The 23,040-nt window shown below is 59.3% G+C and carries 23 protein-coding genes and 1 pseudogene; 10 read left to right on the top strand and 14 right to left on the bottom strand.

Annotation, left to right across the window (positions count from 1 at the left end):
- The first annotated feature begins 998 nt into the window (after positions 1-998).
- Positions 999-2,102: a Hint domain-containing protein gene (locus VXL81_RS08550; protein ID WP_416553792.1), complete on the top strand. Its 1,104-nt coding sequence runs from the start codon at positions 999-1,001 to the stop codon at positions 2,100-2,102.
- Positions 2,103-2,125: 23 nt separating this feature from the next.
- On the opposite strand, the pseudogene VXL81_RS08555 reads toward VXL81_RS08550, so the two are convergent.
- The 3 genes and pseudogenes from VXL81_RS08555 to VXL81_RS08565 all read right to left on the bottom strand — a co-directional run.
- A pseudogene (locus VXL81_RS08555) lies at positions 2,126-2,784 on the bottom strand (IS5 family transposase); the annotation flags it as partial.
- Between the two features lie 135 nt (positions 2,785-2,919).
- Positions 2,920-3,450, bottom strand: a complete 531-nt coding sequence (locus VXL81_RS08560) for a hypothetical protein (protein ID WP_416553794.1) — start codon at positions 3,448-3,450, stop codon at positions 2,920-2,922.
- Positions 3,451-3,982: 532 nt separating this feature from the next.
- Positions 3,983-4,855, bottom strand: coding sequence for a LysR family transcriptional regulator (locus tag VXL81_RS08565; protein ID WP_260074163.1), 873 nt, complete (start codon positions 4,853-4,855; stop codon positions 3,983-3,985).
- Positions 4,856-5,017: 162 nt separating this feature from the next.
- Between VXL81_RS08565 and VXL81_RS08570 the strand changes: the two genes are divergently transcribed.
- From VXL81_RS08570 to VXL81_RS08580, 3 genes are all read left to right on the top strand, one after another.
- A complete protein-coding gene (locus VXL81_RS08570; protein WP_014875291.1) occupies positions 5,018-5,338 on the top strand; it encodes a monooxygenase in 321 nt (106 codons plus the stop codon).
- A gap of 22 nt (positions 5,339-5,360) precedes the next feature.
- Complete coding sequence (locus VXL81_RS08575; protein ID WP_102855861.1) at positions 5,361-5,741, top strand: hypothetical protein; 381 nt, start codon at positions 5,361-5,363, stop codon at positions 5,739-5,741.
- A 610-nt stretch (positions 5,742-6,351) separates the two neighbouring features.
- Positions 6,352-6,636 carry a DUF6966 domain-containing protein gene (locus VXL81_RS08580; RefSeq protein WP_416542764.1) on the top strand — a complete coding sequence of 95 codons (285 nt, stop codon included), beginning with the start codon at positions 6,352-6,354 and terminating at the stop codon, positions 6,634-6,636.
- A gap of 724 nt (positions 6,637-7,360) precedes the next feature.
- On the opposite strand, the gene VXL81_RS08585 is transcribed toward VXL81_RS08580, so the two are convergent.
- Complete coding sequence (locus VXL81_RS08585; RefSeq protein WP_416536713.1) at positions 7,361-7,672, bottom strand: ETC complex I subunit; 312 nt, start codon at positions 7,670-7,672, stop codon at positions 7,361-7,363.
- A 228-nt stretch (positions 7,673-7,900) separates the two neighbouring features.
- On the opposite strand from VXL81_RS08585, the gene uvrB reads away from it, so the two are divergent.
- Positions 7,901-10,099: an excinuclease ABC subunit UvrB gene (gene uvrB / locus VXL81_RS08590; protein ID WP_340547280.1), complete on the top strand. Its 2,199-nt coding sequence runs from the start codon at positions 7,901-7,903 to the stop codon at positions 10,097-10,099.
- Positions 10,100-10,224: 125 nt separating this feature from the next.
- On the opposite strand, the gene VXL81_RS08595 is transcribed toward uvrB, so the two are convergent.
- Entirely contained in the window at positions 10,225-10,530 is a 306-nt protein-coding gene (locus VXL81_RS08595) for a hypothetical protein (protein WP_340547281.1), read from the bottom strand.
- 149 nt (positions 10,531-10,679) lie between these two features.
- Here VXL81_RS08595 and VXL81_RS08600 point away from each other — a divergent pair, with 149 nt between their 5' ends.
- Positions 10,680-10,865 carry a PLD nuclease N-terminal domain-containing protein gene (locus VXL81_RS08600; RefSeq protein WP_340547282.1) on the top strand — a complete coding sequence of 62 codons (186 nt, stop codon included), beginning with the start codon at positions 10,680-10,682 and terminating at the stop codon, positions 10,863-10,865.
- Positions 10,866-11,019: 154 nt separating this feature from the next.
- Here the strand turns inward: VXL81_RS08600 and VXL81_RS08605 are convergent, their stop codons facing one another.
- The 3 genes from VXL81_RS08605 to VXL81_RS08615 form a co-directional block, all read right to left on the bottom strand.
- Positions 11,020-11,286 carry a zf-TFIIB domain-containing protein gene (locus VXL81_RS08605; protein ID WP_340547283.1) on the bottom strand — a complete coding sequence of 89 codons (267 nt, stop codon included), beginning with the start codon at positions 11,284-11,286 and terminating at the stop codon, positions 11,020-11,022.
- A 107-nt stretch (positions 11,287-11,393) separates the two neighbouring features.
- Positions 11,394-11,801, bottom strand: coding sequence for a universal stress protein (locus tag VXL81_RS08610; protein WP_416537438.1), 408 nt, complete (start codon positions 11,799-11,801; stop codon positions 11,394-11,396).
- 100 nt (positions 11,802-11,901) lie between these two features.
- On the bottom strand, positions 11,902-12,219 hold the full coding sequence (locus VXL81_RS08615) for an antibiotic biosynthesis monooxygenase family protein (RefSeq protein WP_061049879.1): 318 nt from the start codon (positions 12,217-12,219) through the stop codon (positions 11,902-11,904).
- A gap of 146 nt (positions 12,220-12,365) precedes the next feature.
- Between VXL81_RS08615 and VXL81_RS08620 the strand changes: the two genes are divergently transcribed.
- On the top strand, positions 12,366-13,094 hold the full coding sequence (locus VXL81_RS08620; protein WP_416539938.1) for a hypothetical protein: 729 nt from the start codon (positions 12,366-12,368) through the stop codon (positions 13,092-13,094).
- Between the two features lie 16 nt (positions 13,095-13,110).
- Here the strand turns inward: VXL81_RS08620 and VXL81_RS08625 are convergent, their stop codons facing one another.
- The 3 genes from VXL81_RS08625 to VXL81_RS08635 all read right to left on the bottom strand — a co-directional run bounded on the left by VXL81_RS08625 (position 13,111) and on the right by VXL81_RS08635 (position 17,748).
- A complete protein-coding gene (locus tag VXL81_RS08625) occupies positions 13,111-15,396 on the bottom strand; it encodes a glycosyl hydrolase family 28-related protein (RefSeq protein ID WP_416553796.1) in 2,286 nt (761 codons plus the stop codon).
- Between the two features lie 146 nt (positions 15,397-15,542).
- On the bottom strand, positions 15,543-15,956 hold the full coding sequence (locus VXL81_RS08630; RefSeq protein WP_416536711.1) for a DUF4864 domain-containing protein: 414 nt from the start codon (positions 15,954-15,956) through the stop codon (positions 15,543-15,545).
- Between the two features lie 148 nt (positions 15,957-16,104).
- A complete protein-coding gene (locus VXL81_RS08635; RefSeq protein ID WP_416536710.1) occupies positions 16,105-17,748 on the bottom strand; it encodes a lysine--tRNA ligase in 1,644 nt (547 codons plus the stop codon).
- Between the two features lie 444 nt (positions 17,749-18,192).
- On the opposite strand from VXL81_RS08635, the gene VXL81_RS08640 reads away from it, so the two are divergent.
- Positions 18,193-18,615 (top strand): tellurite resistance TerB family protein, encoded by a 423-nt coding sequence (locus VXL81_RS08640; protein WP_416536709.1) that lies wholly within the window; start codon positions 18,193-18,195, stop codon positions 18,613-18,615.
- Positions 18,616-18,764: 149 nt separating this feature from the next.
- On the opposite strand, the gene VXL81_RS08645 is transcribed toward VXL81_RS08640, so the two are convergent.
- Complete coding sequence (locus VXL81_RS08645) at positions 18,765-19,307, bottom strand: winged helix-turn-helix transcriptional regulator (RefSeq protein WP_416536708.1); 543 nt, start codon at positions 19,305-19,307, stop codon at positions 18,765-18,767.
- Between the two features lie 39 nt (positions 19,308-19,346).
- Here VXL81_RS08645 and VXL81_RS08650 point away from each other — a divergent pair, with 39 nt between their 5' ends.
- Positions 19,347-19,721: a VOC family protein gene (locus VXL81_RS08650; protein WP_416536707.1), complete on the top strand. Its 375-nt coding sequence runs from the start codon at positions 19,347-19,349 to the stop codon at positions 19,719-19,721.
- A gap of 87 nt (positions 19,722-19,808) precedes the next feature.
- On the opposite strand, the gene dacB is transcribed toward VXL81_RS08650, so the two are convergent.
- On the bottom strand, positions 19,809-21,293 hold the full coding sequence (gene dacB / locus VXL81_RS08655) for a D-alanyl-D-alanine carboxypeptidase/D-alanyl-D-alanine-endopeptidase (RefSeq protein ID WP_416536706.1): 1,485 nt from the start codon (positions 21,291-21,293) through the stop codon (positions 19,809-19,811).
- A gap of 152 nt (positions 21,294-21,445) precedes the next feature.
- On the opposite strand from dacB, the gene VXL81_RS08660 reads away from it, so the two are divergent.
- Positions 21,446-22,252 carry a DMT family transporter gene (locus VXL81_RS08660; protein WP_416536719.1) on the top strand — a complete coding sequence of 269 codons (807 nt, stop codon included), beginning with the start codon at positions 21,446-21,448 and terminating at the stop codon, positions 22,250-22,252.
- Here VXL81_RS08660 and VXL81_RS08665 read toward each other — a convergent pair.
- Positions 22,232-22,846 carry a nicotinate-nucleotide adenylyltransferase gene (locus tag VXL81_RS08665; RefSeq protein WP_416553798.1) on the bottom strand — a complete coding sequence of 205 codons (615 nt, stop codon included), beginning with the start codon at positions 22,844-22,846 and terminating at the stop codon, positions 22,232-22,234. The two genes, VXL81_RS08660 and VXL81_RS08665, sit on opposite strands and share 21 nt — an antisense overlap.
- Positions 22,847-23,040 lie beyond the last annotated feature (194 nt).

Consider the following 23,040-nt stretch of genomic DNA (forward strand, 5'->3'; position numbering starts at 1 on the left):
CTTGTCCATGAAAGCCAGAGATCGGGAAAGCTTAGCCTGTAATGGGCTTCTGTGTGGCGTAGTGAAACACTGGTGAAGTCCAATCGCAACAAACGCTTTGCTCGGCATCGGTGCCGTTCGATCCGAGTGCAGCATTCTTCACTATGGGCTCACTGCCGCCTTGCGGCGATGCGGCAGCTCGGTTGCAGCGATACCGCACCTGGTTTCTGCTGCCAGATGACACCAGCCAGCCCAATCACGACATTCAGGCAGGGCGCAGCGCAGGGGCCGCTGCGAGCGCGAAAGGTCTCCTGAAAGCGGACCTTCAAGCCTGTAAAATTGATCCAGGCGATACTGCGATCAGTGTAGACGTCAGCGACGCGCAGATAGCGACCTTTGCAAAGTAGTGGAATCTGCCAGCCAGACGGAGGTCCTATGCTACACGAGCAACGGATGGAGCAGACCTTCGCCGCAAGTGCAGCCACCAACCATCATCGAACGGACGTGATGCGGGACTTTGCTGCCGTTCGGTCCGGCGGCACGAATCTCTGCATTCAAGCAGCAGCTGTCCCACCGCCCTGGCGACCGACAAACAGGTAACTCTTGCGGCCTACTGAAATTGGTTTCCTCGCACGCCCGGCAGTGCTCATGTCTCGTTCCAAGAAAGATTTCCAGATGGTCGGAAAACCGACGTCTACACAAACTGACCCCGGAGCCTCTCGCCATGAGCGAGCGACGACCAGGGGCAGGCCTGCAACAAAGCCTCCTCCAGCCTGAAAATTAAATAGCACTTCCAAGTGTTTTCGCCATTTTGCCACCAATTATTCATACTTTGTCGTCAAAAGTAAGGGCGTGTATGTGCGCCTGTTGATTAGTGAGGAGACGTCGGAGCATGGCAACCTGCAATTTCGTGCCATTACCCAGTTGGTTACTAGGGCGAATAATTAATCAAGGTTACTCTCCAAAAATAGAGATGTTGACTTCTCCGTTCACCCGCCATCTGAAGGGAACTCATGACCATGGCCACATATGATCTTCTCGTATTTTCCTGGAATGATATCTTCCCATCTCTTCCACAGACGGGAACTTCCAGTGATCTGGTAGGTCAATCTTTCTCATTGCCTCCAGTATCTGGTGATATTGTTGAATATATTGACCAAGATAGCTTTACGGGAAGTTTTGGGGACCATGGATTCGTCACCAACCGCATCCGGGGGCAGCTTGATGGGCAATCAATCGATAATGGGATGGTTAACCCAGAGTACTCATATTACATTTATGATTCAAATGGACAGTTCATGGGGGAGATGTATGCAATCACGCTCAACAACTCGAACCTGAGCGATATCGAAGCGTTTACATTCGATTTTAAACCAATCGCAGGAGAAACGTACACGCTTTCAGGAGAGAATCAAACGCCCGCCACTCCATACAGCAACCTATACGTTTGCTTCACATCGGGCACGCTCATAGAAACGCCAGGCGGTCAAATCCCTGTGGAGAGCTTGAAAAAGGGTGACTTGGTATTGACCCGAGACAGTGGGCCACAGCCAGTGATCTGGACGGGTTGTCAGAGCAAGACATACATGTCTTTGTTGTTAAACGAGAAGATTCGACCAATCTTAATTCATGAAAATGCTCTTGGACCTGGAACACCCGAAGTTCCGCTATTGGTTTCACCGCAGCATAGAATTCTCATCTCCTCACCCATCGTAGAGCGTATGTTTGGCGTGAGTGAGGTTCTTCTTGCAGCTAAAAAGTTACTGAGCCTTAAGGGGGTTGAACAGATTGTTCCCGATGGCGGTGTAACTTATCACCATATCCTTTGTAAACGTCACGAAATTCTAGTAGCCAATGGCTGCCTTTCGGAAACGCTGTTTCTTGGACCGCAGGCGGTCGAAATATTGTCAAGTGATCAGCTGGAAGAAATCGATACCCTTCTACCCGGCAAAGCTGAAAAAATGGAACTGCACCATGCAGCCCAAGCAGCGAATGTACTATTAGGTAAAGCCAGTCGAATGGCAGTCCGACATGACGAGAACAATCAGCCGTTGCAGCGGCGGGACCTTTACGCCACCAGGGGGTATGAACCCTTAAATGAGATTGGGCGTCATCGATCGTGATCATATCTTACTAGGGTCAGGACTCATAACCAATAGATGACGGTCGCTGCCAGAGCGATGGCTGAGAGGAAGACCTTGGGACAGCGATCATAGCGTGTCGCCACGCGCCGCCGGTTGCGTCGTTTGTCGTATCGAACCGGTGTCTTTCGTTGCTTTCGGCCGGGGATGCATGCGCGTATCCCTTTGTCTTGCAACGCTTCTCGGAACCAGTCGGCGTCATAGCCGCGGTCCCCGAGCAGCCAGTCGACCTTGGGCAGGCTACTCAGTAACGCCCGCGCACCAATGTAGTCGCTGACCTGCCCAGCGGTGACGAACAGGCTGAGCGGTCGCCCGTGGCTGTCGCAGATGGCATGCAGTTTGGTATTCATGCCGCCCTTGGTTCGGCCGATCAGGCGCCCACGCCCCCCTTTTTCGCGGGCATGCTGGTCGCAGTGCGGTGGGCTTTGAGCTAGGTCGCGTCGATCATCACGGTCTTCTCCTCGCCGTGCTCGGCAGCCAGGCCGACCATCATCTGCGCGAAGATGCCTTTCTCGCTCCAACGCTTCCATCGGCTGTAAAGCGTTTTGTGCGGACCATATTCCCGCGGCGCATCCCGCCAGCGCAACCCATCGCGATTAATGAAGATAATCCCACTCAGAACCCGTCTGTCATCAACCCGTGGCTTGCCGTGCGACTTCGGGAAGGATTACCGCTGGAGCCGATCACGGTTGGCCAGGAACACAGGCGCGGCGTGCAGCCAGGCGCTGCAACGCCGCAAGTCGGCAGTGAGCCCATTTTACCGAATGCTGCAGACCGCACGAATGACGGCTTCCTGTAGTTATCTTAGGATGCGACCGTCCGGCGTACGTACGCTTATGACTTCCACTGAAATGTCCAAATCGGCAGTGACAACATCAGTTGGCAAGTCGGAGGCGACTAGTCTGAGCGACTGCGTTTCTTGTGGTAGTAAAATTGGCACCAAAAGTGCCGTACCAAAGCGTTGTTCGCCTTCGAAGCCAACCTCCTTGAGAACTGTCGAATTGCCTGCCGCCAAGTAACGAACACCATAATTGAAGGAGGCGACACGCTCCTCAGAGCGGTTCGAAATGGAACACTGCATTATCAAAAAGACTTTGCCGAGTGCTTCTGACCGTTCGGGCAGAAAACGGCACTCATTCACATCAATACTCTGTCCAATTGGTGGCGGTGGGCGATATGTCAGAGGGCGGTCATCCGCGTTAACGTTGCCATCTGAGGTTGGCGGCAAGCACGTGTCGAAAGAACTACTGAGATCCTGCGCTGACAAATTTCCAGCAATCGCCAAGCAAACGGCCACGATAACAAATGCTGACTTCATAAATCGCTTCATTCGAACATGTTCCTACAAAGCTGCCATTCGCGCAACCGCAGCGAATTCACACTTTGTCCCGCATCCCTTCCGTTCGATGATGGTTGGTGGCTGCACCTGCGGCGAAGGTCTGCTCCTTTCATTGCTCGTGCAGTATGGGATCGCCGTCCGACTGGCAGATCCCAAGACTTTGCAAAGGTCACTATCTGTGCTCAGCTGACGTCGCCGCAGCCCGCGGCATCACATTAGGCAGCTTGACCCTGTCGAGGGTCCGCTTCCGGGAATCTGACCATGGAATTTCGCACCGGCAGAATTCTTGGCGCGGCATCCCTTGTCTACGGCCGCTTCGGGCTGACTGGCGTCATCAGGCCGGTTGGATCTGGTGCGGGTTCGCTTCAACTCTGCTGCCGCATTGCCGCAGGTCGACGTTGATCCTTCACTGCGGAAAGGCTTTGATGCTGCGGCTGTACAAGTCTAGCACCTTAACGGCCTACGGGTCAGCTCAAAAGGCCAGGTTCGACGGACGAGCACCAACAATGCGCGGCATCGCGTTTTATAATTTGTGCCGTTTCGCAAAATCAACGAATGCCCGGACGCGGGATGGCATGTTGCGCTTCGATAGGTAGTTAAGCGAAAATCTTGGCAACGTAGCGGCCCGGCCTTCCAGAACCTGAACCAAGCTGCCGTCTTCCAGCGAGCATTCGGCAGAGCTTGCAAAGATATAGGCCAGCCCAAGTCCCGCCTTTGCGCCTTCAAGGATGGAGGTCACGTCGTTGGTAACGAGCTTGGGGCGCGGCATCACCGAATAGGGACCGTCTGCGCCTGTAAACACCCAGGGGGCCAGATTGTTGGCACCAGTAAAGGCAAAACACACCCCTCCATGTGCCGCCACATCTGCCGGTTCCTTAAGGTGCGGACCTTTCGCTAGATAGTCGGGGGATGCGACGATCATCATCTCCTGTGTGGGGCCAATTGCGATGGCATGTGTGTCAGGATCAAGTAGGGTCTCGGCACGTATCGCAGCATCAACCCCGCTGGTCACGAGGTCGACCTTGGTTTCGTCATAGATGAGTTCAATCGTCATCGCCGGATGCTCTTTGGCAAAACCTGTGATCAGAGCATCCAGAAACAATTGACCCGTAGCAGTCGGTGCAGTCAGCCGAAGCGTGCCCGAAATATCTTCGTTTAGATCATGCACATCCTTCAGCGCGGTTTCCAGGTCGTTAATCGCGGGCAGACTGCGGCGATAAAGCAGCTCCCCTGCTTGGGTCAAGGCTATGGTCCGGGTCGAGCGTTCGATCAGGCGCACGCCGAGGCGGTCTTCGAACCGTTGCACCGCTTCGCTAACTGATCCCGCTCCCAGTTTCAGCTTGTCGGCAGCTGCGCGAAAACCGTTTTCGTGGGCCACCGCCACGAATATCGACACATCGTTCAACTCATTCCGCTTCACCGTTCGATAATCCTAACACTGCGATCTAAAAGATCCTGTTCATCTAACAATTATTTCGAACTACCCTACTTGGCAATGGAAACGGCACGCTCTGCCACACACCTCGTCAAGGCGAGGCACGTCGAAAGGATAGAACCAATGAGTACGATGAAAATCTGGGACCTGCATATGACCTATGACGGACCAATGAACGAAGAATTTTTTCAAGATACCAATCGGTTGGCCGAAAGCATTGCACAGGAAACCGGCGTGATCTGGAAGATCTGGACCTTGGATGAAAGCACCGGTGATTTCGGTTCAACCTACCTGTTCCGGGATCTCGCGGCGCTGGAAACCTACAAAGCGATGCACGTGCAGCGGTTGGAAGCCATCGGTGTTACTGTAGCGTCAGATCATGTGTTTGATATCATGGAAGACCTCAGTGCGATCACCCATGCCCCCTTGGGAGAAACGGTCTGAAACAATGCAAATGAGCTTTCTGATGAGCAACCGAACTTTCCTAACCCTTCACAGCATAATCTACGCGTTCTTCGCCTTTGCACTGTTTTTCCTGCCCGGCTTTCTGTGGCCAAACTACGGCGTGGAGCTGAATGACCGCTATGCTTGGTTCCTGTCCCAGCACAACAGCATTTTCCTTGGAGGGATTGCCATTCTCGGGTTCCTGCTTCGGGATGTGACCGATGGGACAACCATCCGGAGGCTCCTGACCGGGCTGATGGCAACCAATGCGCTTGGGTTTATCGTAACGCTATATGCCGCCATGATTGGTGTCTTTACCGGCTTTGGCTGGTCGGATCCCGCCTTCTTTGCATTTCTTGCGGCGATGAGCTTCTTACAACTTAAAAAGTCTGATCAAGCCTGATCATCAGAAACTCAGTTCGGGTCGCTCAGCTCCGAACGCCTTCCTGAAAACCCGGCCCTACTTGTCTGTGATCCGGACACCCATCAGCTGAAAATCTAAGCAACGTGTGAGCGTTTGCTTTGAGAAAATGCGCTGCAAACGCCACGCTGCCAGCGCAACGGTTGTCTGCATGAGCACTGGCCGCACGGACAAAAGGCGGGTTTGTCCGCCCCCTTCCATTCGATGATGGTTGGCGGCTGCACTCGCGGCAAAGGTCTGTTCCTGCCATCGCTCATGCAGCATTGGATCGCCGCCCGACTGCCAGCCCCCGAGACTTTGCAAAGGTCACTAACTGCGCGTCGCTGACGTCTACACTGATCGCAGTATCGCCTGGATCAATTGTACAGGCTTGAAGGTCCGCTTTCAGGAGACCTTTCGCGCTCGCAGCGGCCCCTGCGCTGCGCCCTGCCTGAATGTCGTGATTGGGCTGGCTGCAGTGATCCCATGATAGGCGTAGGTACGGGATCTACTGCAACTTTGGTGCTGCAACGCCGCAAGTCGGTAGTGAGCCCAAACTCTCTTCTGCTTGAAAGCCTTGCACGCCTGATTTCTTCGTGTGACATAGAAAGGTATGGGCCCAAAACCGCTTCATCCGGACGTACTTGAATTTATTTCCAGCCTGCGAAAGCTGGAAGCCATTCTTGCAAAGCACGATCAGGAGTTTTGGGCAGAGAAACTGTCACGAGTGCGCCAAGTCGCAGAAAAATCTGATGGTTACAGCGTACAATTATTTGAAGGATTATTTGGTGGCATGGGAAGCTTAAGCGACTTGATCCTTGATGCTCCGGCTTCCGCCAACATCGAGCTTGCGGAAGAACGAACACGTTCATACGAGCTGGCGCAAGCATTGAAATAAACATCCCGGAACGACTGCTTCGACCGCCCAGCGGACGACGGCCGGTATTTGAGGGCTGCAGACGCGGCGAACGGCGGCTTCTACTAGTGCTCGTGCAGCGTCTGGCCGCTGCTAAACCACGACTTTGCAAAGGTCACTATCTGCGCTTCGCGGTCCCCTTGGTGCCGACCTCAGCATCAGCCAAGGCTGCCACGTCTCTCTGCATGGCAACTATGGGGTCTGAAGGGATTTTTACGCCTGCAACAGGCCGAAGCTGCGCCAAGCACGAATGTGTAAAGCAGCCCTTGGGTACGGCTCCGCCTCCTAGAGGCGCTGAGCAATGAGGCAAACTGCAGACCAATCGTGCTTATTGCCGATCAGGAGCAGTCTGTCGCAAGAGAGGGCGCCGATGCTGACAAGGCATGGGTGTTACTGAGCCGCTTTATCAGATGATCTGCCGAAGCTTTGGTGTAAATCCTAAGCTTTGCTTGACGTTCACGACTGTGAATTGATCAGGATTCGAACCCAAAAAGGCACCCACTGGGTCGACTTGTATCCTCAGAAAATTGCGTCTGCCGGGTCTTGTGGACCATCCGGCCGCAACTTGATCCCGATTTACAACTGCCGCCACAGCTACCCCAGAAGTAGACAGGGCACCCAGTGAGCACTCTACATGTTGATTGGAACTCGACTTCGCGGGATCCTTGCCCCAATTTCGAGACAACTTTGCCCCGATTTACAGACTCTAGTGAGTCCAGGGGGCGCGGCGGTTGGTGGCGAAGTTTTCGCCGTAGCCGCCCGCCCGGATGTTGGCCTTGCGGGTCTTTGGTTCGGTCACGATGGCGTCGATGCCATTGGCCTCGGCGTACTCCAGCGCCGCTTCCTTGGTGTCGAACCGCAGGCGGACCTGGCTTTGGGTGTCATGTGAGGAGGTCCAGCCCATCAGCGGATCCACTTCCCGCGCGCTGGAGGGCACGAAATCCAGGACCCATTTGCGGGTCTTGGCCATACCGGAGGTCATGGCATTCTTGGCTGGCCGATAAATCCGCGCTCGCATGGGATATCTCCTCTCAGATCTCTGCCCTCTATATGCGCTGAACCCTGATCACGGGCAAGGTGGCAAATGCCGCAGATTGCACGGGTTTGGCAGGAAAAACCGGGATTTCCACCCTCAGCGACCGGCATTTTGCGCCGCTGCGAAGCCATCGCCGGGCGCGGGGTGGAAAAAGCCCCTTGAATAAGAACAAAAACAGACCAATCTCTGCCCCTAGCAGGAGAGAGCCATATGCCATACGCCCATTCCGACAAATCCATGCCGATGATGGCCGACCGCGCGCCGCAGCAGCGTCCCAAGCTGGAAGGCGGGCGGAAATTTGTCATGCACACCGAGTTCGATCCGGCGGGCGACCAGCCCACCGCCATCAAGGAACTCTCCGAAGGTGTGCTGGAGGGCGAGCGCAATCAGGTGCTGCTGGGCGCCACCGGCACCGGCAAGACCTTTACCATGGCGAAGGTGATCGAGGAGACCCAGCGCCCGGCCATTATTCTTGCCCCAAACAAGACGCTGGCGGCGCAATTATACGGCGAATTCAAAGGCTTCTTTCCCGAAAACTCGGTCGAATACTTCGTCTCCTTCTACGACTATTACCAGCCGGAGGCCTATGTCGCGCGCTCAGACACCTATATCGAGAAGGAAAGCCAGATCAACGAACAGATCGACCGGATGCGCCACTCAGCGACCCGTGCACTGCTGGAACGGGACGATGTGATCATCATCGCGTCGGTCTCCTGCATCTACGGCATCGGTTCGGTCGAGACCTATTCGGCGATGACGCAGGACCTGAAGGTCGGCGACGAATATGACCAGCGGCAGGTGATGGCCGATCTGGTTGCCCAGCAGTACAAGCGCAACGATCAGGCGTTTCAGCGCGGCTCCTTCCGGGTGCGCGGCGATTCGCTGGAGATTTTCCCGGCCCACCTTGAGGATCGCGCCTGGCGGCTGTCCTTCTTTGGCGAGGAGCTGGAAGGCATCACCGAATTCGACCCGCTCACCGGGGAAAAGACCGGCAGCTTCGACCAGATCCGGGTCTATGCGAATTCGCATTACGTGACGCCGAAGCCAACGCTGAAACAGGCGGTGATCTCGATCAAGGAAGAGCTGAAAATGCGGCTCGACCAGCTGGTTGGTGAGGGCAAGCTGCTGGAAGCGCAGCGGCTGGAACAGCGCACCAATTTTGACATTGAAATGCTGGAGGCCACCGGCCATTGCAACGGGATCGAGAATTATTCGCGCTATCTGACGGGCCGCGCGCCGGGCGAGCCGCCGCCGACCCTGTTTGAATTCATCCCCGACAATGCCATTGTTTTTGCGGATGAATCCCATGTCTCCGTGCCGCAGATCGGCGGCATGTACAAAGGCGACCATAGGCGCAAATTCACCCTCGCGGAACATGGTTTCCGCCTGCCATCGTGCATGGACAACCGTCCCCTCAAATTCGAGGAATGGGACGCGATGCGCCCGCAGTCGGTGTTTGTTTCCGCCACGCCCTCGGCCTGGGAAATCGAACAGTCCGGCGGCGTCTTTGCCGAGCAGGTGATCCGCCCTACCGGCCTTCTGGATCCGCAGGTGGAGATCCGCCCGGTCTCGATGCAGGTGGATGATCTGCTGGACGAGGTGCGCCGTGTCACCGCCGATGGGTTCCGCACCCTTGTGACCACGCTGACCAAACGCATGGCCGAGGACCTGACCGAATACCTGCACGAACAGGGCATCAAGGTGCGCTACATGCACTCCGACATCGACACGCTGGAGCGGATCGAGATCCTGCGCGACCTGCGGCTTGGCGCTTTTGACGTGCTCATTGGCATCAACCTGTTGCGCGAAGGGCTGGATATTCCCGAATGCGGATTGGTCGCGATTCTCGATGCCGACAAGGAGGGTTTCCTGCGCTCGGAGACCTCGCTGATCCAGACCATTGGCCGCGCCGCGCGGAACGCCGAGGGCCGCGTCATCATGTATGCCGATCGGATCACCGGCTCGATGGAGCGCGCGCTTGGTGAGACCAACCGCCGCCGTGACAAGCAGATCGCCTATAACCTTGAACATGGCATCACGCCTGCGACGGTGAAAAAGAACGTCGAGGATGTGCTGGCCGGTCTTTATGCGGGCGATGTGGATATGAACCGCGTGACCGCAACCCTCGACAAACCGATGCACGGCGCCAATCTGGAGGCCCATCTGGCCGGGCTGCGCGAACAGATGCGCAAGGCGGCGGAGAACCTGGAGTTCGAGGAGGCAGCCCGGCTGCGCGACGAGGTCAAACGGCTGGAAGCGGTGGATCTGGCGATTTCCGACGATCCGCTGGCGCGGCAGTCCGCCGTCGAAGCCGCATCGGAGGCGGCGGTCAAATCACGGGGCCGGTCCACTGCGGGCAAGGCCGGGACACGGGCCTATCGCGGCAAATCGCAGAAGAAATTTTCATAGGCGCCCACCGTTGCGGCGCGGCCTCGGCCCGGTCCGCAGCACCGGCGATCGGATAGGGGTCCAAAACGAAAATACCCCCCGCAAATGCGGGGGGCAGTGAATGCCGGGTCACAGGCGGACTGGCATTAGTTGGATTCGGCAGCAACTTCGTCAGCAGCGTCTTCCGGCGGGGTCACTTTCAGACCGGGCACCGAGATTTCGGCTTCTTCCATGGTCACATCAACGTCGGGAACCTTTACGGTGGCGGTTTCCTCGGTGATGGAGACGGAACCGACTTCGGCATCAAATTTCGGCAGGTTGCCACCTTCGACGCTGACATCCACGTCAGGCAGGCTTGCCTCTTCGGTCTGGTCGACGTCGACCATGTAGATGCCGACCGCAATGGCGATTACAGCAACAATACCCATAATAATTCCGGTAGCGGTTTTCATAGCGTGGTTCCTTTCAGATTGCGATACATCTCAGTGATGGTTCGAGAAGCAAACAATCCACCTCACAAAAAGGTTCCCAAAAATTTTAGCGGAACCTTTTTGGCGTCTGAAAGGTTGAGCAGACAGAACAAAATTGATGGAGAGAGAAAATGGGTTACAGTCTTCTTGGTCTGCTTATTCTTATCGCTGACCTCTACGCGATCTACCAGGTCCTGACATCCGGCGCATCGACCGCAGCCAAGGTGATCTGGACCCTTGTTATCCTGGTCCTGCCGGTGATCGGCCTGATCGCATGGCTGATCGCAGGCCCACGCGGCAGCAAAGCTCATATCTAACAGAGCGTTAGATAATGCCCCGGCAGCCAGATCATGGCGCCGGGGCATATTTTTATCTGCACTAAGTGGTGCGGCAGGCTGCCCGCGCATCTCACCAGACAGCTATGAACAAACCGCCCTTATTTACAAAAGGCGGTTTTCTGCATTTTTTAGATCAGAAATCAAACAGGTCCTCAAGAAAGCCACCTCGTTTTTTCTTGTAGCGTTTTTCCGAATAATGCCGGTCTGAATCGCGTTTTTCAGGGCGATAACTGTCCTGCTGCCGAGGCTGCGGCTGCGGCGCTGGCTGGCTGGACCGTTCGATGATTTTATCCAATTCACCGCGATCAAGCCAAACACCCCGGCATTGCGGACAATAGTCGATTTCCACACCGGCCCGGTCGGTCATTACCAGCTGGGCGCCGTCAATTGGACATTGCATCGTTTTCTCCTCGCTAAACCTGATTGCAATCCAAGTGGGGTCGGCTGCCGCGCGGGACAAGCCTGTCGGCGACGAATTGCTGGCCTCGCGTCAAAAAACCGCAAGTCTCAGCGCACGACATGCACCGCACAGGCCGCGTGGCGCACCACCTGCGTGGCGGTCGATCCCAGCAGCAGGTCCTGCATCCCCGGCCGGTGCGAGGCGATGATGATCAGGTCGGGTGCGTTCTGTTCGGCCCAGTCCAGAATCGAGCGACCGGAATGGCCATCAATCAGCAGCCCGGTCGCGTTGGGCAATGTCTGGGCCAGACCGTCCAGCTCAGCCTGAAGCGCCTTGCGGGTGCCCTCCAGATAATCGATCGGCATATAGGAAATCGCATAGGCCGGCACCTGTTCAACCACATGCAGAAGGGTGATCCGGGCCTCTGGCGTGGCCAGCAGCCCCGCCAGCTTTAGCGGGGCGCTCACATCGCGGTCGGGATCAAACGAAATCGGGACAAGAATATTATGATACATTTGCGGTCTCCTCTGTCTGCGGCACCCCCATCATGAGGCCGCGCCCACCGGCCTGCCTTGATCGAGATCAGCCGCGTACAACAGGGAAACGCACCAGAGATCAAAAGGTTGCGGCAACCTCATACATCACCGGTTCAAAACTGCGACAAAGCTCGTTGATCTTGCGATTGCGGTTGCGCATCTCGGTGCTGCGCAGCATGGCCATAAAATCCTCCCGCCGCCGCCACTGCGAATAATTGGCGATCCGCGTCTGGGCGTCATTCACATGCAGCCCGGCAGAGATAAAGCCCGGCTGATGCGAAATGAACTCCGCATAGGCTTCGGTCAGAGCATCCAGCAGATCCTGACAGGTGCCCGGCGTCATCTCAAAGGTGGTGATCACGGTTTGGGTTTCGGTATTGGTCGCTATCGTCGGCATGGCTTCCTCCGTTGTCCATCTCCAGCCTACGCCGGTTTGAGGAAATCCGGCAGAGGTTTTTGCCCGTTCCGGCAGGATCGCCGATCCTTGTCCAACAGACGCATAAAAAGAGTGGTCAAAAATAAAATCAACTTTAAAGTGTTTTTATGCCGCACGGGTTCCTACGCTTACTGGCTGTCCTTGCCCTCTGCCTGATGCCGCTGGCCTCGGTTTCCGCCGGGGCGTGGTTACAGCAGGAGGGTCAGGGGTTCAGCGCGACCAGCCTGACGCTGCGCCGCGACCTTGCCGCGCTGAAAGGGCTGAGCGAGGGGCAGCGCCTGCCGGCAGAGATCGGATTTTACGGGGAATTTGGCCTGCATCCGCGCTGGACGCTCGGCGCCGATCTGAATGTCAGCCGCGGCAGCTCCGCCCATGCGCTGCTGTTTCTGCGCCACCCCCTACCCCGTCTGGGACAGGCAAATACCGCGGTGGAGCTGGCGCTGGGGGCCAATCAGAGCAGCGGGGTCTGGGCGCCGATGCAGCGGATCACCCTGTCCTATGGGCGCGGGTTCGACATCGCGCTGAAAGGCAGGCCGCTGTCGGGTTGGATCGCTCTGGATCTGGGTCATGAATGGCGCAGCAAGGGGCGGCAGCAGACCTGGAAACTGGATGCCACGCTGGGGCTGAACCGCCCCGGCAAGCTGGCGCCGCTGCTGCAGGTGGAAACCAGCAGGACAGCGGGCGCGCCGCTGTCCTTTTCCATCACCTCCAGCCTGCGGCTGCCACTGGCAAAGCGGTTCGGAAAGAGCGCGCCGGAGCTGGTGATCGGTCTCCAGCACAAGCGCGCCGAAACACGCGCGCTGGGGATCAAACTGGCGATCTGGCACCGGTTCTGACCCCCAGCGCTGCGGATCACCTGTCCACACGCACCGTTACCTGCACCGTGCCGCGCACCGCCTCCGGCCAGACCAGCTGGACCTGATCGCGACGGCTGCCGACGCGCAGCTTGGCATAGGGCATGGCATGGCGATCGGCGCCGCCGCCGAGCTCTACCGGGCCAATGGCGACGACGCTGTCGATGCCCCGTGCCTGACCGCGAAATGGCAGAGCATCCTGGGTGTCGACGGTCCAGGTCGTGGCCGCGCTGCCCTGCACATGTTCAATCCTGAGCGGGTTGGCCACCGCGGTTGAGACGTTGTGATAGGTGTTGCCCTCGTAGAAGATATCCCTGGTGCGGCTGAAATCGAGGTCGGAGAAGCTGGTATCGACCCGCTCTGCCCGGTCGATGGTGCCGTTGATGGAGCGGAATTTATTCCCCGACACGGTCATCCCGTTCAGAAAATGGCCGCTGCCATAAGGCTTTACCACGATGTAGCTGAACCAGGGGGCGACATCGCCGGACAGGAACACATTGTCGGTGATCGACAGGGCGCTGAAGGAGAAGCCGCTGGTGAAATCGGGGCGGGCATCGCGTTCATTGGTCCATTCGACAAAACAATTGTCGATGTAATTGTCCGACACGGTCGAGGCGCAATTGGTGCTGGTCAGGATCAGACCGGCGGTGCGGCTGCCATCGGCAACGGTATCGCCCTGAAAGAAGTGGTTGCCGGTCACCGTCTGGTTCTGGCCACCCAGCAATGCGAAATGGCGGAACTTGGTGGCGCGATTGTTGCGCAGCTTGGCATCATTGGCGTTGACGTTCAGCGCGATGGATTGCCGGGCGCCGACATTCAGCGGCTCTTCATCGGACAGGAACTGGCAATTGTCGATCAGGATACCCTGACAGCCGGATCCGATGGAGGTGATGCCGCGGTTTCGTGGCCGCGAGATAAAGCAGTGGTCCAGGCTGAACACGGTGCCGGCCGGGGCCAGACGAATGCCGCTACAGCGCCCGTCGCACTGAATCTCGACCTCGGTCATGCCGAATTTACTGAGCGCGCTGAAGCCGCTGAAATCCAACATGTATTTGAAGTCGCGAAAGGTGTATTGCTGGGTGCCCACCGCATCATAAAGCGGCGCGGTCAGGGTCAGTTCGCCCGCGCCCACGTTCTTGTCCCGGACGTAGATTTCGCGCCCGACGCCGCTGCCTTCGACAAGCGCGCCAACGGGAATATTGGCGATATTGGCGACATTTGTCAGCTTACGGGATGCGCTGGTGCTATAGGTTGCCTGAGCGGTGATGGTATCGGTGTCCCAGGCGGCATTGGCGGCAGCCTCCAGCTGGCCGTTGCGGATCACCCGGCGGGTCGCGTAGCTGGTCTTGTTGGGGACCGCCGCCTGCATATCGGCGGGTCCGCGCAGGGTGACCTTGCGCCCGCACAGATCCAGCGATTCATGGTCGGCATTGTTCAAAAGCGCCTGAAACGCCTTCTTGAAGCCCAGTTCCTCATCCCCGAAAGCCGCGGCATAGCTGGGGAAATTGAAATTGCGGGTCAGCAGCAGCATCCGGCTGGTGGGCATGCGGACGGTGCCTTCAAACTGGACCTCATGGTTCATCGACACGGTGCTGCCGAGGTAGAATTCCCCCGCAGGGACCAGCACACGACGGCCGGCGGCCGCGGCATCAGCCGCCTCAAAGGCGGCGGTATTGTCGGTGCTGCCATCACCGATTGCGCCATAGTCGGTCACATCCACCAGGCTGATCATATTGCGCAGGAAGACTCCGGTGACATCGCGTACCTCGATATCATCGACCCGCACCACGCCGCCATTTGGCCCGATCAGATCCAGCCCCACATGGGCAAAGCGCCCCTCAAGCCCCCAGGCCATATCGACGCCATTGCGGCTGCCGGTGCCGATAATGGCCGATATCTCAACCACTTTTCCGTAGGTCGACAGGCTGGTGCCCGCCCCGGTCTCGACCACGCCGCCCAGATGACCGCCGCCCGACTGCCCGGCCCAGGCCGCGATGCGAACGGTTGGCAGGGCACCGCTGACCGCCTTTACCCGCGCGGTGACCTGCAAATAGCAGCCCGGTGTCAGCATGGTGCGGGTCATATTGCGCAGTTTCTGCACCGAAGCGGTCTTTTGCAGTTCAAGACAGCCGCCGAAATCGGCATCCGCCGCGACAAAGGCCGCATTGGCCGCGCCCTGATAGGTGTCCGACCCCGGTGTGCCATTGCCGCTGGACCAGTTGTTGAGCCCCTCGGCAAAGGCCGGGGGCATCAGCTCTACGCCGTCAGTGATCGCTATGTTCATCAGTCACCCTTTCTAATACCGCCGTTTCCGGCTGATCAGGCCGCAGCCCGGTTCACTCAGGGAAAGGGTTGTAAAGGACGGGGTTTAACGCGCCCTCAGAGGGGCGTTCGCAGGGTATGCACCGGGGGGGAAAGTCAGGCGATGGATCAGGTCGCGGGCGCATCCTCCGTCAGCAGCTGAACGGCGTTGATCTTCCAGCCGGCCGGGGTCTCAACCATCTGATAATCCAGAAGATGTACCCGCCCCTCGGGATCGGTGATCATCACCCGCTGCCACAGGCCACCGGCCACGGTGCGCAGCCCCAGATAGCGCACCTCATCCGGTTGCCAGACCATCGGGTAGCCCGACTGCACCATCTGTGCAAAACGCTCGGAATTGCCGAACAGCCCCTGAATCATCGGCGACGCATGGGCAAAGGCGGCCTCGGAATCACGCCTGAGAAAGGCGGCGATCTGATCTGCGATCACCCCGGTTATCGCGCTATCGCGCCCCTCGGCGGCGCCCGGAACCGGCAGCGACAACAGGGCGACAGAAACACTCATCAACAAAAACTTGCGCATGGCAGATCTCCTCTGATGCCCCTGTCAGCTAGCCCCGGCGCGGGCGCGGTCAATCACCGCTGCCTGTTTTGCCGCGCCGCTGCGCCCTGCGCGAAACAAAAAAAGGCGCCCGTTACAGGCGCCCTTCCGTTGACATATGGCTGCCGGGTCAGACCAGCTCACCCGCCAGCGCCTGATCAATCAGCGTGATGGTGTCCTCGACCCCGTAAAGGGCGATGAACCCGCCGAAGCGCGGCCCCTGCGTGGCGCCCAGCAGCACCTCGTAGATGGCCGAGAACCAGGCGCGCAGCGGCTCGAACCCGTGGATCTTGCCGATGGCAAAGACAACGGATTGCAGGAATTCCTCATCCGCGAAATCGGCTTCGGGCAGCGGGTCGGTGCTGCCTGCGATCTCGTTCTTCTTGGCTATCGCGGCCAGCGCGGCTTCGGGCGATTTCAGCGCATCCGCCAGGTCCTGAAGCGCCGCACGCTCCTGATCGGTGGGCAGGCGATAGGTCTTTGCCGGTTTCACGAAATCGTTGAAATAGGCCACCGCAAAGCCCGCCGCCTGATCCATGGTCGGATTGCTCTCTGGCGTCGCGTCGGGGGCGTATTTGTTGATGAAGCCCCACATGGTTGCCTTGTCCTCGGCGCTGGAGGCCGAAGCAAGGTTCAACAGCATCGAGAATGGCACCACCATATCCGACTGCGGCACATCGCCTGCGTGGATGTGCCAGACCGGGTTGTTCAGCTGTCCCTTCAGATCCTGGGTGTGATAGGCGCGCAGCTGCTGGTGGTATTCGTCCACCGCCTTGGGGATCACATCGAAGTGCATCCGCTTCGCCGTCTTGGGCTTCAGATACATGAAATAGGCCAGGCTCTCGGTCGAGGCATAGGTCAGCCATTCATCAATGGAAATCCCGTTGCCCGAGGTCTTGGAGATCTTCTGACCGTTGGCATCGAGGAACAGCTCATAGGTGAAATGCTCCGGCGCCGGGACGCCCAGCACCCGGCAGATGCCATCATAGATCGGCGTATTGGTGGAGTGATCCTTGCCGTACATCTCGAAATCAACGCCAAGTGCCGCCCAGCGGGCGCCGAAGTCGGGCTTCCACTGAAGTTTCACGTTGCCGCCGGTCACCGGCAGGGTCCATTCCTTGCCGTCCTCGTCATCAAAGGTGATGGTATAGGTCTCGGCGCAGACCTTCTTCATCGGCACATAGAGCACGCGGCCGGTGTCCGGGTGGATCGGCAGGAAGATCGAATAGGTCTGACGGCGCTCTTCGCGCAGGGACTTCAGCATGATCGCCATGATGTCGTCGTATTTGTCGACGGCGCGCTTCAGGATCTCGTCGAACTGACCGGAGCCGTAGAATTCGGTGGCCGAATAGAACTCGTACTCAAAGCCGAAGGTATCAAGGAACCGGCGCAGCATGGCGTTGTTATGATGGCCAAAGCTCTCGTATTCGCCAAAGGGATCCGGCACCGAGGTCAGCGGCTTTTGCAGGTGGTCCTGCAGGCTGTCGGCATTTGGCACGTTGCCGGGGATCTTGCGCATCCCGTCGAGATCATCCGAAAAGCAGATCAGCTTTGTCGGAATATCAGAGATCACCTCGAAGGCTTTCTTGATCATCGTGGTGCGGGCCACCTCGCCAAAGGTGCCGATATGCGGCAGGCCAGAGGGGCCATAGCCGGTTTCGAACAGGACATAGCCCTTTTCCGGCGCGCCCTTGGCATAACGTTTGAGAACCCGGCGGGCTTCTTCAAACGGCCAGGCTTTGCTCTTCAGAGCTTCTTCGCGCAGATCAGACATCATGTTCTCCATCGGCAACCGGAGGTGGCTCCGGTCGGACTGCTAGCCCCCCGTCTGCGGCGCTGTCTCGGGCGCCGGTGACTGCGGGCGGCTCACCACTGCCGGGCGCCCCATGCACCCGGTCGGCCTCACCTATGGTGAGCGGCGATACGTGTCAAGAAACCGCAGTGTTTCAGCACCAGAATAGCGCCCCAACAGCGCCCCAACAGCGCCCAAACGGCCCCAATGTCGCGCGATTTGCGCGGTCCCGGCGGGCGATCCCGCAGCGGCCTGCATTCTGCTGGCCCCTCGCCCCGCCCCCGCCTGCTGCGCGCCCCTCGCCGCACCGGTGAAGAGCAGGAGGCGGCAGCGGATTTCACCCGGTGACGCATTGACCCGTTGATTGGGCCGGGGGGGATGCCTATTCTTGTTCACGAACCCGTGCCAATTTACTGGAATCCCACAATGAACACCCAGACCGCCCACCCCTTTACCCCGCAGGATTGCCTCGTTGCGCTGATGGTGGCGGTCTCGGCCTCGGATGAGAATATCCGCACCGCCGAGCTGGTGAAAATCCAATCCGCCGTCAACATGCTGCCGGTCTTTGCCGATTACGACATCGACCGGATGAACCGCACCTCGCAGACGGTGTTTGACCTTTTTGAGCAGGAGGACGGGCTGGATGCGCTGTTCGGCCTGATCCGCGAGGATCTGCCCGAGCGGCTGTTTGAGACCGCCTATGCACTGGCCTGCGATGTGGCCGCGGCCGATGGCAGCCTTGCCGAGTCGGAGCTGCGGCTGCTGGAAGAAATCCGCTATGAGCTGAACATCGACCGGCTGCACGCCGCCGCCATCGAGCGCGGCGCCCGCGCCCGCCATATGGTCTGAGGCAGGCACCCCGGCAGCACCGGGCGCGAACCCCACAAAATATCTGCTGCCGGGGCCAGAGAAGGGCCGCGAACACTCACGCGCTCAAGGGGCTGCGAGGCGCGGGGGCTTGCCCGACCTCAGCCACCTGTCGCTAAATCGCCTGTTGTCTAGATGCCGGTGAATTCTGGGGCCATGACCCGGCTTATCAGACCACCGGTGTTCACCGCGTGATAGATAGACCGGGGCGGGCGGGCCGCACCATCCACGCTGCGGCACACCCAGCTTTTTGCTTCCATTGATTTCAATGACTGCGACAGGGCCCGATCCGTTATTGTCGGCAGGTTTCGCTTGATGTCGCTGAAATGACTTGGTCTGTGAAGCGTTGTCAGTACCGGCAAGGTCCATGACCGGCGCAGCAGGGGCCGGTCGTCCTCGCACGCGACATCGTGGATCTTGCAGGCGATGGCTGCGGCTGCCGCGCCTGATTGAGTGAGCCGAAATTCGGGGCGTAGCGGATGACCGTAGCCCGGATTGCGCTCAATCAGGCCAAGGTCAATCAAGTGGTCCATACTTTGCGCAAAGGCGGTCCGGCTGGCACCGGTCGCAGCCAGCAACGGCGCCTGCCGCCCGGCGATACCGGAACTGAGGCTCGACAGAATAGGCATCGCCCAGGCCCTGGATGTGATGTTGACAAGCGTCATTATGTCCATAAAGTATAGTTAGTATATTTTAGCTCATAAGGAAAGCCCATGTCACTCGTTTCAGTAGATCAAACCATCACCATCGCAATGTCGGTCAAGGATCGCCACGCCAGCGCCAAATGGTACGAAACCATGTTGGGCTTTGAGCTGCTCTATCATGCTGACGAGGCAGGCTGGTCCGAGGTTCAAACCAACACGCCCGGAGTCGCAATCGGCCTTGGCGAGCACACGAAGCCCGCGCCGGGAAACTGCGTCCCTGTCTTTGGCTGCGCTGATCTGGAGTCGGCCCGGCAGAAACTGGAACAGGCCAACGTCAAATTTGATGGCGAAACGGATGTGGTCGAAGGCATGGTCAAAACCGCGACCTTCTACGACCCCGACGGCAACGCGCTGATGCTCGCACAGGATTTGACCGGCGGTTAAAGCTGATCGGCCGGAGCCGTGGCAGAGCCGCAAACCAGGTAACGGGCCACGCCTGATACGCCCGCGCGCCATTTGCATCTCCACGGCTCAGCTGCCGTAGACGCGGCCCCAGCGTTCGATCAGGCTCTGTTGCAGCTTTTTGGCGCGGCGATTCCAGCTTTGCGCGCCTTTGGGGCGCTCGCGTTCGGCGCGGGGTATGCGTGCGCGGGCCTGCTGGTCGGCGCTGAATATGGCAAAGGCCAGCACGGTGCCGTCGGTCGCGGTCATGAAGCCGCCCAGACCCGATACGAAATTGAGCGTACCGGTCTTGGCGGTGACCTTGATCGGATGCGCTTTCAGCACGCGCCCCTTACTGTCGCGCATCGGGAAGGATTTGAGCAGCGGTTTCAGCCGCCCGTCCCGATAGGAGGCCACCAGCGCGCTGACCATGTCATCCGGTGTGATCCGCGACGCCTCGCCCAGACCGGAATGATCCACCAGCCGGGTATTGGTCATGCCATAGGTTGCCGCAGCCCAGCTGTTCATCGCCGCCGCCGAATCCTTCAGCGTGCGCGGCCGGCCACCACGCGCCTGCGTTGCCGCCAGGCCGATCATCTCGGCCATCAGGTTGTTGGAATATTTCAGCGTCGCCTTCAGCATCAGATCAAGCGGTGGGCTGTTGTGATGGGCCACCACCTGCCCCGAGGGCGGCGCGTTGGCCGGTTTCGGCGCGCCCAGCTTGATCCCGTTCGCGCGCGCCATGGTGCGGAACACATCGGCGGCATAGGCGCCCGGATGGCGCACCGGCAGCCAGCGCGCGCCGCCTTTGCCCAGAGCCTGGCTGGCGACGGTCCAGTGATCGGTGTCGTTGCGTTCGGAATAGCTGTAGACCGGCAGGCTGCGCTGCGCGATCTTCATCGTGGCAACGGAGACTTCGGGGCGATATTTCTCGGTGCGGGCATCCATGGTCACCGCCCAGCCCTGTCCTGCGCGTTTCCATTCGAAATGCACCCGGTTGTAATTGAGCGCGAGGCCAGAAATGGCCGGGCTGTAGCCGACGTGATCGGGCTGACCCGGGTCGATCGAGGCGATCTGCGGCAGCGCCCCCTCCCAGATCCGAAAGGCACCGCGCACCTCGCGGACGCCGGCCGCCTTCAGCGCCTGCGCGAGCCGCGCGAGATTGTCGGTGTTGAGCATCGGATCGCCGCCGCCAACCAGCACCAGATCGCCGCCGACCACGCCGCCGCTGATCCCGCCGGTGGCCACAATCTGCGTGGTAAAGCGATGGTCCGGCCCCAGCGCATCGAGCGCATAAAGAGCGGTCAGCGCCTTGGCGACGCTGGCCGGCGGCAGGGCCGACGCGGCGCCCTCGGCCTCAAGCCGCAGTCCGCTTTTGACGTCCGCCACGGCGCAGGCAATCTGCCCAGAGAGGCCCGCGCGCGCCAGGAGCCCCTTCAGCCCGCCGCCGGCGCTGATCAGGCTGGCAGGATCCCGTGCCACCGGGCGCAGAGAAACAGCCGGCGCATTGGCCAGGGCTGTCTGCGCCGCCACCGAGGCAAGGCCGGAGGTCAGAAAAAATCGTCGCGAAATCATATCAGCAATAGTCTACTCAAAACCCCTACAATTCTGCAAACATGCGGCAGGTTATTATGCCGCAGCCCGACAGCCCCCGACCGCAAACTGGCGGCTTTTCTTTGACCGAGCCGCCTGCTACCGCTGACGCGATGGTACGGGCAGTGATGATCATGTTTGTCGCCATGTCAATGATCCCTGCCGGGGACCTTTGCGGGAAACTGCTCACATCGGGCGGTCTGGCGACACCGGGATTCGTGGCCTGGTCTCGATTTGCAATCGGCACAGCGATGGTGGCGCCGTTTGCCTTGCGCAGTGCCTATCCGCTGCTGGCCGACTGGCGGCTGTGGCTGCGCGCAGCGCTGCTGAGCGGCGGCATCCTGTCGATCCAGATCGCATTGAAGACCGAACCGCTGGCAAATGTGTTTGCCGCCTTTTTTGTCGGGCCGATGGTCAGCTATGTGCTCTCTGTCCTGCTGCTGCGCGAACCTGCGACGCTGGCGCGCAGCCTGCTGATGGCGCTGGGGTTCTGCGGCGTGCTGCTGGTGGTGCGGCCCGGGCTGGGGGGCTCTGTCAATCTGATCTGGGCGGTTCTGGCGGGGGTATTCTACGGCGGATTTCTCACCACCTCGCGCTGGCTGTCGCATCTTGGCACGCCGCTGCAGCTGAGCCTGACCCAGCTGTCGATCAGCGCGCTGCTGACGCTGCCGCTGGGGCTGACCGCCCTGCCCGCGCCTGGACTGGCGACTGCGGCGCTGACCTTTGGCAGTGCGGGGTTTTCGATGCTGGGCAATCTGCTGCTGCTCTTTGCCTATGCGCAGGCACCCGCGTCACGGCTGGCGCCGCTGGTCTATTTCCAGCTGATCGCCGCCGTCTCGCTCGGCTGGCTGGTCTTTGATCAATGGCCTGATGTGCTGACCTGGGCCGGTCTGTGTGTGGTCATCAGCGCCGGTCTGGTCTCAGCGCGGCTGCGTCGCTGACCAATCGCCACGCGCCCGGATCGCGCTTGAGCTGATATTGACCATCGGCACATTCACAAAACACCAGGCCGGGGCCTCGGCATGGGCCAGCAGACGGCTCTGCCCACCTTTCAGCCGATACGGTGCATAAAGCCGCGCGGCAGGCGACAGCCGCGCCGAGATCCGCTCACCCGGTCGCGCCAGCACCCCAACGGGTACGGTGTCCAGAATCTGCCGCCAGTCTTTCCAGCGGTGGAAATCGGCCAGATTATCCGCCCCCATCAACCAGACAAAGCGCACGCCGGGATGGCGCTGCCGCAGCAGGCGCAGCGTCTCGGCCGTGTAGCAGGTGCCGACATCGGCCTCGATCCCGCTGATCTGCACACGCGGATGGTCCATCAGCGCCCGCGCGGCGACAATCCGGCGGTCAAGCGGCGCTGGCGGGTGCGCCTTAAGCGGATTGCCGGGCGACACCAGCCAGACCAGCTGATCCAGCCCAAAGCGTTTGAGCGCTGCCAGCGAGATGGCACGATGCCCCTGATGCGGCGGATCAAAGGACCCGCCCAGAAGGCCAACAGTGGTGCCGGGCGGAATATGGGGCAAGCGGTGCATCATGCCTGCCTTGATGCACATAGTTGCAAGAGAGATCAATCAGCTGTTGCAGGCTCTGGTTGCGAAACTGTGAAAGCCGCCCCGCCAGTCTTTGCGATCACGGCGGCAGGCGTGCACGCCCCGCGCCCCCGCCCCTGCATCCCGCATTGCCCCCGCCTTTCCCATCCGCTATCACACCAGCCAGCAAATTCCCCCCT

The organism is Phaeobacter sp. JH204B, assembly GCF_048055755.1.
GTDB classification, from domain to species: domain Bacteria; phylum Pseudomonadota; class Alphaproteobacteria; order Rhodobacterales; family Rhodobacteraceae; genus Phaeobacter; species Phaeobacter bryozoorum.

Excerpts from the sequence above, each read along its gene's own strand:
- VXL81_RS08550 (WP_416553792.1), top strand. The coding sequence starts at position 999 with ATGGCCACATATGATCTTCTCGTATTTTCCTGGAATGATATCTTCCCA.
- VXL81_RS08560 (WP_416553794.1), bottom strand. The coding sequence starts at position 3,450 with ATGAAGCGATTTATGAAGTCAGCATTTGTTATCGTGGCCGTTTGCTTG.
- VXL81_RS08570 (WP_014875291.1), top strand. The coding sequence starts at position 5,018 with ATGAGTACGATGAAAATCTGGGACCTGCATATGACCTATGACGGACCA.
- VXL81_RS08575 (WP_102855861.1), top strand. The coding sequence starts at position 5,361 with ATGAGCAACCGAACTTTCCTAACCCTTCACAGCATAATCTACGCGTTC.
- VXL81_RS08580 (WP_416542764.1), top strand. The coding sequence starts at position 6,352 with ATGGGCCCAAAACCGCTTCATCCGGACGTACTTGAATTTATTTCCAGC.
- VXL81_RS08585 (WP_416536713.1), bottom strand. The coding sequence starts at position 7,672 with ATGCGAGCGCGGATTTATCGGCCAGCCAAGAATGCCATGACCTCCGGT.
- uvrB (WP_340547280.1), top strand. The coding sequence starts at position 7,901 with ATGCCATACGCCCATTCCGACAAATCCATGCCGATGATGGCCGACCGC.
- VXL81_RS08595 (WP_340547281.1), bottom strand. The coding sequence starts at position 10,530 with ATGAAAACCGCTACCGGAATTATTATGGGTATTGTTGCTGTAATCGCC.
- VXL81_RS08600 (WP_340547282.1), top strand. The coding sequence starts at position 10,680 with ATGGGTTACAGTCTTCTTGGTCTGCTTATTCTTATCGCTGACCTCTAC.
- VXL81_RS08605 (WP_340547283.1), bottom strand. The coding sequence starts at position 11,286 with ATGCAATGTCCAATTGACGGCGCCCAGCTGGTAATGACCGACCGGGCC.
- VXL81_RS08610 (WP_416537438.1), bottom strand. The coding sequence starts at position 11,801 with ATGTATCATAATATTCTTGTCCCGATTTCGTTTGATCCCGACCGCGAT.
- VXL81_RS08615 (WP_061049879.1), bottom strand. The coding sequence starts at position 12,219 with ATGCCGACGATAGCGACCAATACCGAAACCCAAACCGTGATCACCACC.
- VXL81_RS08620 (WP_416539938.1), top strand. The coding sequence starts at position 12,366 with ATGCCGCACGGGTTCCTACGCTTACTGGCTGTCCTTGCCCTCTGCCTG.
- VXL81_RS08625 (WP_416553796.1), bottom strand. The coding sequence starts at position 15,396 with ATGAACATAGCGATCACTGACGGCGTAGAGCTGATGCCCCCGGCCTTT.
- VXL81_RS08630 (WP_416536711.1), bottom strand. The coding sequence starts at position 15,956 with ATGCGCAAGTTTTTGTTGATGAGTGTTTCTGTCGCCCTGTTGTCGCTG.
- VXL81_RS08635 (WP_416536710.1), bottom strand. The coding sequence starts at position 17,748 with ATGTCTGATCTGCGCGAAGAAGCTCTGAAGAGCAAAGCCTGGCCGTTT.
- VXL81_RS08640 (WP_416536709.1), top strand. The coding sequence starts at position 18,193 with ATGAACACCCAGACCGCCCACCCCTTTACCCCGCAGGATTGCCTCGTT.
- VXL81_RS08645 (WP_416536708.1), bottom strand. The coding sequence starts at position 19,307 with ATGGACATAATGACGCTTGTCAACATCACATCCAGGGCCTGGGCGATG.
- VXL81_RS08650 (WP_416536707.1), top strand. The coding sequence starts at position 19,347 with ATGTCACTCGTTTCAGTAGATCAAACCATCACCATCGCAATGTCGGTC.
- dacB (WP_416536706.1), bottom strand. The coding sequence starts at position 21,293 with ATGATTTCGCGACGATTTTTTCTGACCTCCGGCCTTGCCTCGGTGGCG.
- VXL81_RS08660 (WP_416536719.1), top strand. The coding sequence starts at position 21,446 with ATGTTTGTCGCCATGTCAATGATCCCTGCCGGGGACCTTTGCGGGAAA.
- VXL81_RS08665 (WP_416553798.1), bottom strand. The coding sequence starts at position 22,846 with ATGATGCACCGCTTGCCCCATATTCCGCCCGGCACCACTGTTGGCCTT.